The organism is Streptomyces sp. NPDC054840, from assembly GCF_053611065.1.
In genome coordinates this window covers 1-11139 of record NZ_JBSGZP010000196.1, presented here as the reverse complement: position 1 = coordinate 11139, position 11139 = coordinate 1, and the positions used below count along the sequence as shown (strand labels likewise).

General features: G+C 71.3%; 8 protein-coding genes. 3 read left to right on the top strand and 5 right to left on the bottom strand.

The annotated features are described in order from the left end of the window. Positions 1–16: 16 nt before the first annotated feature. From ACWGIU_RS16380 to ACWGIU_RS16365, 4 genes are all read right to left on the bottom strand, one after another. Positions 17–466, bottom strand: a complete 450-nt coding sequence (locus ACWGIU_RS16380) for an SRPBCC family protein (RefSeq protein ID WP_453706358.1) — start codon at positions 464–466, stop codon at positions 17–19. A 189-nt stretch (positions 467–655) separates the two neighbouring features. After that, the gene (locus ACWGIU_RS16375; RefSeq protein ID WP_453706356.1) at positions 656–865 is read right to left on the bottom strand and encodes a hypothetical protein; all 210 of its coding nucleotides are present in this window, start codon (positions 863–865) and stop codon (positions 656–658) included. Positions 866–1153: 288 nt separating this feature from the next. Beyond that, on the bottom strand, positions 1154–1873 hold the full coding sequence (locus ACWGIU_RS16370; RefSeq protein ID WP_453706354.1) for a UdgX family uracil-DNA binding protein: 720 nt from the start codon (positions 1871–1873) through the stop codon (positions 1154–1156). Positions 1874–2019: 146 nt separating this feature from the next. Beyond that, positions 2020–2802 carry an SDR family NAD(P)-dependent oxidoreductase gene (locus ACWGIU_RS16365; protein WP_453706352.1) on the bottom strand — a complete coding sequence of 261 codons (783 nt, stop codon included), beginning with the start codon at positions 2800–2802 and terminating at the stop codon, positions 2020–2022. A gap of 197 nt (positions 2803–2999) precedes the next feature. Here ACWGIU_RS16365 and ACWGIU_RS16360 point away from each other — a divergent pair, with 197 nt between their 5' ends. From ACWGIU_RS16360 to ACWGIU_RS16350, 3 genes are all read left to right on the top strand, one after another. Then, the gene (locus ACWGIU_RS16360) at positions 3000–4790 is read left to right on the top strand and encodes a thiamine pyrophosphate-requiring protein (protein ID WP_453706350.1); all 1791 of its coding nucleotides are present in this window, start codon (positions 3000–3002) and stop codon (positions 4788–4790) included. Between the two features lie 188 nt (positions 4791–4978). Then, entirely contained in the window at positions 4979–7438 is a 2460-nt protein-coding gene (locus tag ACWGIU_RS16355) for a SpoIIE family protein phosphatase (RefSeq protein ID WP_453706349.1), read from the top strand. 158 nt (positions 7439–7596) lie between these two features. Next, a complete protein-coding gene (locus ACWGIU_RS16350; RefSeq protein WP_453706347.1) occupies positions 7597–8949 on the top strand; it encodes a M20/M25/M40 family metallo-hydrolase in 1353 nt (450 codons plus the stop codon). 90 nt (positions 8950–9039) lie between these two features. Here the strand turns inward: ACWGIU_RS16350 and ACWGIU_RS16345 are convergent, their stop codons facing one another. Next, on the bottom strand, positions 9040–11136 hold the full coding sequence (locus ACWGIU_RS16345; RefSeq protein WP_453706360.1) for a SpoIIE family protein phosphatase: 2097 nt from the start codon (positions 11134–11136) through the stop codon (positions 9040–9042). Positions 11137–11139: the final 3 nt, after the last annotated feature.

Below are 11139 nucleotides of genomic sequence, written 5' to 3'. Positions count from 1 at the left end.
GGGTCCGGCGTGGCTGTCAGACCTGGCCGCGCCACTCTCCCGTGGCCGAGCCGCGGTCCTCGATGAAGTGCTTGAAGCGCTTCAGGTCGCCCTTGACCTGCCGGTCGACGAAGCCGAGCTTGTCGCCGATGTTCTCCGCCATCCCTTCGGGATCGAAGTCCATCATCAGCGTGACCTGCGTATGGGTGGGGTCGATGGGCCGGAAGGTCACCAAGCCGGACTGCTCGCTCCCGCCTCCGACGGTGACCCAGGCGACCTTGGTGTCCGGGATCTGCTCAGTGATCTCCGCGTCGAACTCCCGCGCGACACCACTGATCTTCGTCACCCAGTGCGTGAGCGTATCCGTGCGCTGCTCGATCCGCTCCACCCCGTCCATGAACTCCGGGAACGACTCGAACTGCGTCCACTGGTCGTACGCCGTACGGACCGGAACGTCGACCTCGATGGACTCCTTGACCTGTGACATGACCTGCTCCTTTGATCTGGGTCGGTACAGCGCGAGCGTGGCGGATTCGGGCTTGTCCGCGGCTTCCGCAGAAGAACCCCGCATCCGTGCCCGCTGACCACGCGCCTGCCCCGGCGACGAGGTGGCGACTCCCCTAAAGTGCTCGGGCGTGACGATCGCCCTCGCCGGCCGGGGCGGTGGCCGGCCGCCTCAGCCGCGGCTGTGCTTCTGCTTGCGGGCCGCCGTCTCGTCCTTCTGCGTCCGGCGCTGCGCGTCGGCGTTGGGGGTCAGCGCGTCGCCGGCTTCGCCGTGCTCGCCGGTCGGCACCACGGCCTGCTCGGCTTGTTTCCGGGCTTCAGGGTCACCGCTTTCACCTGGGGCCTGCGACGGGGTGGTACGGGGGTGCTTGTGCTCGCTCACCGTGTGCTCCTGTTCTGCTCTCTCAAGAAGCGGTCCGGCCTTGCCAGTGGGCTGTATCCGGGGGCCAGGACCTGGCCGGGCGGGCCGTGGCTTCCCGGCTCTCATCGAGTTCCTGACAGGGGGCACCCTGCATGGCTTCGCCGACCCGCCAGGTGACTCTCGGCTACCCCGAAGGGCCGCCCCCTATCACCTTGACTGGATTTTCGGCCCATCGCCCCATGGAGATCGAGGCGTCCCTGCCGGGACCCTGGGCTGGAGGCACACCCCCGGGGTGGACGGTGCGCGGGCTCACCCCAGCGCCTTCGTGACCGCCCGCAGATCGGCGAGCAGACCCTGATAGGCCGCCTCCCGGTCGGGCGCGCGCAGCACGGCCGATGGATGCAACGTGGCCAGAATCTGCGGCCGGCCGGCCTGGGAGGGGTCCTCGTCGGCGCTCTCCCGGTCAGGCAGGGACCGCAGCACTCCCCTCTGTTCGCTCACCCGGAACGCATTGCCCAGGAGCGCCTTGCCGGCCGTTCCGCCGAGCACCACGACCACCTCGGGCTCGACGAGCCGCAGCTCCTCCTCCAGCCACGGCCGACAGGCCGTCATCTCCCGGAGGCTGGGAGCCTTGTGGATGCGGCGCTTACCGCGTTCCGAGGTCGTGAACTTGAAGTGCTTGACGGCATTGGTGAAGTAGACGGGCTCGTCGCCGAGCCCCGCCTCGTCCAAGGCCTTGCGCAACAGCCGGCCGGCCGGGCCGACGAAGGGCTCGCCCTGGCGATCCTCCTGATCGCCCGGCTGTTCCCCGACAAGGACCAGCCGGGCGTGCGCGGGTCCCGCTCCGAACACCGTCTGTGTGGCGTCCTCGAACAGCGGACAGCCCCGACACGAGGCCGCTGCCCGCCTGAGGCTCGCCAGGCCGCCCCGGCGTGGGAGGTAGGGGCGGGCATCGTATGCCGCTCCCGCGTCCGCAGTCGTATCCGCCGACGTGTCGCGGTCGGCGCCGCGGTCGGTACGTACCCTCATGGCTGCCACCTTTCGGAGTCGACTCCGGCGGCCCTTCCCTGATCGAGGAAGCGGCTTTCGCCCCTCGGCGTCGACCATTTCTGCTGTGCGACTGCCGCTGCCCGGCCGGCCGGATGCGATGCCTGCGCCGCAATCCGGCAGTCCGCCTACAGATGACTGCCGCTGCCATGCGGTCGCGCCCAGTGGGCGTGCAGGGCGGTTCTGGCCCCGACCGGGAGCCCGCGGGTGGATAGCTCCTTGACCCGGGTGCGTACGGAGCCGGCCACCGTCCGGGACCGGCCGGCCATGAGGGCGCGGTACCCCTGGCGGGCGACGAGCGCGGGGTCGTCCTTCTTCGAACGGCCGAGACGGGTGTCCAGCATGCCGGCCCGGAGGAAGAACCGTGTGTCCGTCGCACCGGGCAGCAGGGCTGTGACCGTGACACCGGTGCCCTGCAACTCATGGTGCAGCGCTCGGGCGAAGGACTGCAGGAAGGCCTTGGAAGCGTTGTAGACAGCGTTGTACGGCCCCGGCATCTCGGCGGCGACCGACGAGGTGATCAGCACTCGGCCCTCCCCGCGCTCGGCCATGTCCGCCAGCAGGCGCCTGGCCAGGTGCACCGTGGAGGAGACGTTGACGTCGATCACCCGGGCCAGGTCGCCCAGATCCGTCTCGAGGAAAGCGCCGGCCCGGCCGATGCCCGCGTTGAGGAGGGCGGTACTCACGGGACGGCCGCGCGCCCACACCTCGCGCATGAGTACCTCGACACCGTCGTACGTGGCGAGGTCCGTACGCACCTCGTGCACCGCGGTTCCGTGCACGCGCAGGCGAGCCGCCGCGTCGTGGACGAGCTCGTCCTCGGCCGCGATCACGAGATCGTATCCGTGGCGCGCGCATTCGCGTGCCAGCTCCAGACCGATCCCGCTGGAAGCGCCGGTGACAAGGGCCAAAGGGCGTGGCGTATCCATGATCCTGCGGCTACCCGCCGACAGCCCGCGCATGCCACCCCCATCGCTTCTGGATCCGGATGAGGCCCTGCCAGGACGCGGGAGCACGACGGTGTACCGGACCGCGGGAGTGATTGGGTCGGACTGTGCCGGGCAGGCGACTGGAGCGGGGCCGAATCGTACCGACGAGGAGCAGCACCATGAAGGTCGCCGACTACTTGTTGCAGCGCCTGCGGGAATGGGACGTCGAACACGTCTTCGCCTACCCGGGAGACGGCATCAACGGCCTCCTCGCCGCGTGGGGCCGTGCCGAGGACCGACCACGATTCGTCCAGGCCCGGCACGAGGAGATGGCCGCCTTCGAGGCCGTCGGATATGCCAAGTTCTCCGGCCGTACCGGTATCTGCGCGGCCACGTCCGGCCCCGGTGCGATCCACCTGCTGAACGGCCTCTACGACGCGAAGCTCGATCACGTGCCCGTCGTGGCGATCGCCGGGCAGACGGATCGCAGCGCCATGGGCGGCGCGTACCAGCAGGAGGTCGACCTGCTCTCCCTCTTCAAAGACGTCGCCTCCGACTTCTGCGAGATGGTCACCGTTCCGGAGCAGCTGCCCAACGTTCTGGACCGGGCCCTGCGCATCGCCGCCGCCCGCCGGGCCCCCACGGCGCTGATCATCCCCGCCGACGTCCAGGAACTGGACTACGAGGCGCCCGCGCACGTCTTCAAGCACGTGCCCTCCAGCCTGGGCATCGGCCGCTACGCCCCGGTGCCGGCCGACGACGACGTCGAGCGGGCGGCGGAGATCCTGAACTCCGGCGAGAAGCCGGCGATGCTCATCGGGCAGGGCGCCCGGCACGCCCGCGCCGAGGTCGAACTGGTCGCCGAACTTCTCGGCGCGGGGGTCGCGAAGGCCCTGCTCGGCAAGGACGCGCTGCCCGACACGCTGCCGTACGTGACCGGCTCGATCGGGCTGCTCGGTACCCGCCCGTCGTACGAGATGATGCGCGACTGCGACACCCTGCTCGTGGTCGGCTCCAGCTTCCCCTACACCCAGTTCCTGCCGGAATTCGGCCAGGCACGCGCGGTGCAGATCGACATCGACCCCACCCTGGTGGGTCTGCGCTACCCGTTCGAACTCAACCTCGTCGGTGACGCGGCCGAGACGCTGCGCCGCCTCGCACCGCTGCTGGAGGGCCGTACGGACGGCGCCTGGCGCGACGCGATCGAGCAGGGCACGGCACGCTGGTGGAAGGTCATGGAGCGGCGCGCCGAGGTGGCGGCCCATCCGGTCAATCCCGAGTACGTGGTCCACGCGCTGGACGAGCTGCTGCCGCACGACGCGATCATCACCGCGGACTCCGGGTCCGCCGCGAACTGGTACGCGCGGCACCTGCGGATGCGGGACGGCATGCGCGGCTCCCTGTCGGGCACCCTCGCGACGATGGGACCCGGCGTCCCGTACGCGATCGGCGCGAAGTTCGCCCACCCCGACCGCCCGGCCATCGCGCTCGTCGGCGACGGCGCCATGCAGATGAACGGTCTGGCCGAACTCCTCACCGCGGCCAAGTACTACGGCGAATGGTCCGATCCCCGGCTGGTCGTCGCCGTACTGAACAACGGCGACCTCAACCAGGTGACCTGGGAGATGCGCGCCCTCCAGGGAGCTCCGCAGTTCGAACCCTCGCAGAGCATCCCGGACGTGCGGTACGCCGATGTCGCAGCCCTGTTCGGGCTCGGCGGCGAACGGGTGGAGAACCCCGACGACGTCTCGGCGGCCTGGCGCCGGGCACTGGCCGCGGACAGGCCGTACGTCGTCGACTTCCGGACGGACCCGGCCGTACCTCCGATTCCACCCCACGCCACCTGGGACCAGATCAAGGCCGCCGCCGAGTCGGTGCTCCGGGGGGACAGCGACCGCGCCGCCGTGGTGCGTCAGGGGTTCAAGGCGAAGGTTCAGGAGTTTCTCCCCGGCGGCGGGGGAAAGGACTGAACGGTGGACACAGCCTTCGACACCGACCTCGCCGCTCTGGGACCAAGGGTCCCGCGCGGTCCCGCTGCCTCTCCGGGGCCCGCGGGCGGCTCACGGAAATCCAGCGACAAGCGGTGACCGCCAGTGATCCGCGTGAATGCGGCGCATCGAGCTCAGCGCACGGGCGAGCCACGTGCCATGCTCAAGGTGTGAAGGGTGATGCCGCGCCTCTGGTCGAGGGCGCCGCGCCCGAGGTGCTGGCCCTCGCGAAAGTGATCGCCAGGCTGCGGTCGGAATGCGCGGACCTGGAAGGCGTAGCCGCGACCACCGCCGTCGTCGAGCGGGCCAAGGGCGTGCTGATGGCCCAGCAGGGCGTCTCCGCCGACACGGCGTACCAGTTGCTCGTCGACCATGCCGGTGAGCGGGGCCACACCCTCTTGGAGGAGTGCTGGATCGTCCTGGGGCGGATACGCTCCCGTCCGCCATCCGGGACCGGCCCCCAGTTGTCCGCGCACACCGCCGCCGAGGCCGTACGCCCGCAGGCCGTACGCCCGCGGAAGGAGCAGATCTCCTCCTACAGCCGCGGACGCTATCTCAGGGGCGGCGGCTCCGAGGCCACCCTGCGTTCGTTGCCGGCCCTGATCGCCGAAGGGCTGGCTACGGCACACCACGGTGACGACATCGCGCAGCTGCTGCGCACCGTGCTCGGCGGCGCCACCGGCGTGGATGCCGTGATGATCTACTCCCTTACCTCCGCCGGGAGCCTGGAGCTGACCGGCCGCGCCGGCATCGACGAGGGACTCGCACAGCAGTGGCGTCACGTCCCCCCGCTCGGTGGCGTCGCCGCCCTGGAGGCGATCGCCGACGGCCACGCCCTGTGGCTCGAGGACCCGGCGCAGGACGCCCGCCGGTACCTGCTGATCGGAGACCCGCCGGAGCGGTGGCCGTCGCGCGCCTGGCTCCCCGTACCCGGGGAGGGCTCCCCGAAGGCGGCCATCGGCTTTCTCCGTTCGGAACGGGGTCCCTTCGCGGCCGACACCCGGACCCTGCTTCGGCGGGCGGCCCAGTTGTGCGCGGGCCCGCTGGGGTGGCCGGAGCGGGCCCACGGCCACGGCGAGGCCGCGGGCGGTGCCGCCGCCGTGTCGTCCGTCCAGCGGATCCTGGATGCGATGACCGGACCCGCGGTCCTGCTCACGCCCCTGCGCTCGGCGTCCGGCGAGGTGGAGGACTACCGCATCGACGCGGCGGCGCCCGAGTCGGTGGACGCCGCCGGGCGGCGCGGCAAAGAGCTCATCGGCCGCCGGGTCCTGGAGACGTACCCGACCGTGGCGGGCACCGCGCTGTGGGACGGATACCTGGAGACGCTCACGACGGGAACCACGTACGAGGGCGATCCCTTCCCCTACGAGGAAGTGGTCGCCGGCGTCCCGCACCAGTCCGTCTACTCGGTCCGGGCCTCCCGGCTGGAGGACCACCTGGTGGTGTCCTGGATACAGCACGACGCCAGCGAGCGTGAGGCACGGCGGCTGGCCGACATGCAGCGGCTGGGCAACCTGGGCTGGGCCGGATGGAACCTCACGACGGACACCATCACCTGGTCCGATCAGGTCTACGCCATCTTCGACCGCGACGCACGTGACGGACCGATGACACTGGAGGAACTGCCGAGGCACCTCGTCCCCGACGACCTGCCCAAGCTGGGCGCGGCCGTCCGGCGGCTCCTGAGCGAGGGCGAGTCAATCGACCAGCCGTTCCGCATCACCACCGCACACGGCGTGCGTCACCTACGGATCGTCGCCGAGGCCCAGACGGATGCCGATGGCACCCCGGTCGAGGTCCACGGCTTCTTCCAGGACCTCAGCGCGCAGCGCGGTGTCGAGCTCGCCCTGCGCGAGAGCGAGCGCGCCGTCCTCCTCCAACGGGGCATGCTCCAGGCCGAACGCACACTCGCCACCCGGCTCCAGAACACTCTGCTGCCGATCCCCGACCAGTCCCTGCGACTGGCCGGCCTGCGCGTCGACGTCGCGTACGTCCCCGCCGACAGCGGCGTCAACGTCGGAGGAGACTGGTACAGCGCGATCGAGCTTCCCGACGGGAGCGCTCTGTTCGTCGTCGGAGACGTGGCGGGGCACGGCTTGGCCGCCGTCGGCACCATGGCCCAGCTGCGGTTCACCACGAAGGGCATGACGGTCACCGGCTCGGCGCTGCCCGACGTCCTACGCCGGCTCAACACCCTCCTGCTCCACACCGCTTCGGACCCGTCGGCCGGCGCCACCGCCACGATGGTCATGGGCCGGTACCAGCCCTGGGACCGGCGCCTGACCTGGGTGCGGGCAGGCCACCTGCCCCCCTTGCTGATCCGCGGAGACCGAGCGCAGTTCCTCGAACAGCCGGAGGGCATCCTCTTGGGCGCCACCTTCAGCGCCTCCTTCGGGCAGGCCGTCATCGATCTGCTGCCCGGCGACCGCCTGCTGCTCTACACCGACGGCCTCGTGGAGGAACCGGGCGAGGACATCGACGTCGGACTCGACCGGTTCGCCGCAACCACCCTGAGCCTCATCCGGGAGGGACGGGGTGAAGGCCTCGCACGGACGCTCGCCGCGATGCGTCCGGGGAACCGCGACGACATCTGCGTCCTGGAGATCCATGTCCCCGACGACGACTCCTGAGCCCCCGGCGTCGGGCCGTAGCGTCCCACCCCGTCGCGTAAGTCCTCTCTCCTGTCATCACCTACCACCACTCAGAGGGGTGCACGGCGATGCCGGACGCCAGAACCAATGAGCAGGACGAATCCTTGAGGCGAGCGGTCTCGGCCCACGCTGACGCCATGCTGCGGGCCCTGTCCTCCTGGGTTTCGCTCCCCTCCGTCTCCGCCGATCCGGCGCACGAGGCCGACGTGTCCCGCTCCGCCCGGTGGCTGTGCTCGGCCCTGCGGCAGGAGGGCTTTCCGATCGTCGAGGAGTGGCGGACGGAAGGGCTGCCCGCCGTGTACGCCTGCTGGCCCTCCGCCGACCCGGCGGCGCCCACGCTGCTCGTCTACAGCCACCACGATGTGCACGCCGTCAAGGACGAGGAGTGGCGCGAGACGTCCCCCTTCACACCGGTCCTGCGCGAGGGCCGGCTGTACGGGCGGGGAGCGTCCGACGCCAAGGGCCAGGTCATCTGCCATCTGTGGGCGCTACGCGCCCACCGCGCGACGGAACGGATTCCCGCGCCCGCCGTGACGCTGAAACTGCTGATCGAGGGCGAAGAGGAGATCGGTTCCGTCCACCTCGCCGAGCACGCGCCGCAGCTCACGGCTGATGTGGTGATGGTCTCGGACACGATGCTGTGGTCGTTGGACGACGCTGCCGTATGCACGGCTGTCCGGGGCTCCGTCAACGCCCACCTGGAGATCCGGGGGGCCCACCGGGACATCCACAGCGGCGCGGTGTCCGGAGCCGCGCCCAATGCCCTGACGGAACTCTGCCGGGTCCTCGGCCGACTCCACGACGGCGCCGGCCGCGTCACGCTGCCCGGCTTCTACGACGCCGTACGCGGCCCTACGCCCGCCGAACGCGCCGAGCGGGACGGCTTGCCTGCCCTGGATCGGGTCGCGTGGACCGACGACACGGGTACCTTCGGCATCGTGGGCGAGGAGGAACACGGCGTCCGGGAACGCGTCTGGTCCCGGCCCTCGGCAGAGATAAGCAGCCTGCTGGGGGGTGACCCGCACGAGCCTGTACGCGGTGTCATCCCGGCGGTCGCGTCGGCGGACCTCCTTCTGCGCCTGGTCCCGGACCAGACCGCCGACGAGGTCGCCGCGCAGCTGCGCTCCTGGCTCGACGCGCACGCCGGGGAGAGCTTCGCGTACGAGCTGAAGGTGTCCTCGACGATATCCGACCCCTACACCACTCCGACCGGCCTTCCGGCCCTGGCAGCGCTACGGCATTCCATGAGCCGGGCGTTCGGCGGGCTGCCCCGGCAGATGGGCAACGGCGGTGCCGCACCGGCGGCCCAGCTGTCCCGGGCCCTGGACGCACCCGTCCTGTTCTTCGGGACCGGCCTGCTGCACGACCGCTGGCACGGACCGGACGAGAAGGTCGAGGTGCGTGCCCTGTCCAAGGGAGCACAGACCCTGGCGGCATTCTTCAGCACGCTTCCCGGGCGGCACCAGAGGCAGGGCGCCGCCCCTCGGTGATCCCTCGGCACCGACCCGCATGCCAGGGCCTCGGCCGGCCCGTCCCCGGGCGCCGGTACAAGGAGGTGAACCCCGTGCGGGGCGGTTCGGTCAGCGGACCGCGTGTCCGTACCGGATCAGCAGGAGAGCGATGTCGTCGGTGCGCGGACCCGCCTGCTGGGCGTGGCGTATGAGGTCGTCCGCGAGCGCGGCCAACGGCTGGTCGTGGCTTCGCGACAGCTGTGCGGCGGCCGCGTTGATCGCGTCGCCGAGGTCGGTCCCGGGCGTTTCGACGAGGCCGTCAGAGTAGAGAGCCAGGAGGGTGCCGGGGTCGAAGCGGATCTCCGTGAGGGGGTAGGTGGCGCCACGGTCGATGCCGAGGAGCAGGCCCGGGTCGAGGTGGAGCACTTCCGTGGTGCCGTCGGCACGGCGGAGCAGGGGCGGAGGGTGCCCCGCCGTCGCCAGACACGCGTGGTGGCGTGCGAGGTCGATCTGGACGTACAGGCAGCTGGTGAAGAGTCCCGGGTCGAGGTCGGTGAGGAGACGGTTGGTCCGGGCGAGGACTTCGCCGGGTGGGGCACCCGCGCTGGCGTGGACCGCGGTACGGACTTGCCCCATGAGGGCGGCAGCGGTGACGTTGTGGCCCTGGACGTCGCCGATGGCGGCGGCAACGGTGGTCTCGTCGATGCGGATCACGTCGTAGAAGTCTCCCCCGATGTCCAGGCCGCGGGATGCGGGGAGGTACCGAGCGGCCACGTCCAGGCCGGGAACGTGGGGGAGGCTGTGCGGCAGGAGGCCGGTCTGCAGGCTGCGGGAGAGCTGGTGGGTGGAGTCGTAGAGGCGGGCCCGGTCCAGGGCCTGGGCGATCAGACCGGCGATCGATGTCAGGACGGCGCGCTCGCCGGGGGCGAAGACGCGCGGTCGGCCGTAGGCCAGGACGAGCGAGCCCACGGGGCGGCCGGAAGCGATCAGGGGCAGGAAGGCCCATGCGCCCATGCCGTCCTGGATCACGGCCGACGGATACGCGGCCAGGAGCGTGGCGGCGTCGGGGAAGAACACGGGGCTGCCCTCCCGCAGCACGTAGGTGGTGGGCGTGTCGGAGTCCGTGGGCGCTCCGTCGAACCGGGCCATCAACTCGGCCGTGTAGCCGCGGTAGCCGACGATGTGCAACCGCTGCTCCTCCACGACGAGGAGGGCCATGGCCTGCGCTCCGAGAGCGGGAACGAGCTGGTCGGCGGCTCGTTCGACCACGTCCCGGGCATGCACCGCCTCGGTCAGGGTGGCAGCCAGGTGCATCAGGTGGTAAAGGGCGGTGGCTCGGCTCGGTCCCGCTGCCGGCCCCGGCGCGTCGGCGGCCGAAGCGGTGTGCCGGGTGGCGGCGCCGGCGCCGTGGTCCTCGGTGATGCGGACGCTGATGCCCGAGTCGTCGGGGTACAGCTCGAAGCGCAGCAGGTGGCCGGGAGGTCGCAGGGCGGTGAAGGAGCGGGGCAGGCGGCTGATCGCCGCCGCCCGGTAGTGGTCCTCGACCAGGGGGGTGTCCATCCACGGCAATGCCTCCCAGGGCAGGACGCCGAGGAGGTCGCGTACGGAAGAGCCGAGCAGGTCGGCCGCCTCGGCGGTGACGAAGGTGATCCTTCCACTCAGGTCGAGTGCACAGCTTCCGCCGGGAAGCCGGCGGGCGAAGGCCAGCACCGCGGCGGCCTCGACGGGTCCCGGGGTCGGTGGTGGCGGAGGGCGCAGGACCACGGGGCGGGCCGGCGGGTGGATCGGTCGGCCCTCTTCCACGGCCCGGCGCAGGACGTTCCCCAGGCGTAGGCACCCCGTCTCGATCACATGCCGTTCACGCGGTGCCAGGTGGGGCGGGTGCGACCCGGGCCACAGCAGGACGACACCGCCCAGCGCCCGCGTGCCCTCATGAGGGATCGGAGCGGCGGCGAGGCTGAAGTCGTAGGGCACCACGAGGCCCAGCCTGGGATAACGCCGTGCGGTCTCCTCAGGGCCGCCGAGCCACACGAGCCGGTCTTCGCGTACCGCGTCGGCGACGGGGGTGGGGTCCTCCCACCCGACCCGGGACCACGTGGCCGTCAAGTCCCGCGACACTCCGCACGCCGTCGCGAGATACAGGACATGCCCGTGGGGGCCGGGAAGGTAGAGCAGGCCGACGGAGGCGCCCGCGGCTCGGGCGGTTGCGTCCAGGGCCCTCTCCATCTG

Excerpts from the sequence above, each read along its gene's own strand:
- ACWGIU_RS16380 (WP_453706358.1), bottom strand. The coding sequence starts at position 466 with ATGTCACAGGTCAAGGAGTCCATCGAGGTCGACGTTCCGGTCCGTACG.
- ACWGIU_RS16370 (WP_453706354.1), bottom strand. The coding sequence starts at position 1,873 with ATGAGGGTACGTACCGACCGCGGCGCCGACCGCGACACGTCGGCGGAT.
- ACWGIU_RS16350 (WP_453706347.1), top strand. The coding sequence starts at position 7,597 with ATGCTGCGGGCCCTGTCCTCCTGGGTTTCGCTCCCCTCCGTCTCCGCC.
- ACWGIU_RS16345 (WP_453706360.1), bottom strand. The coding sequence starts at position 11,136 with ATGGAGAGGGCCCTGGACGCAACCGCCCGAGCCGCGGGCGCCTCCGTC.
- ACWGIU_RS16360 (WP_453706350.1), top strand. The coding sequence starts at position 3,000 with ATGAAGGTCGCCGACTACTTGTTGCAGCGCCTGCGGGAATGGGACGTC.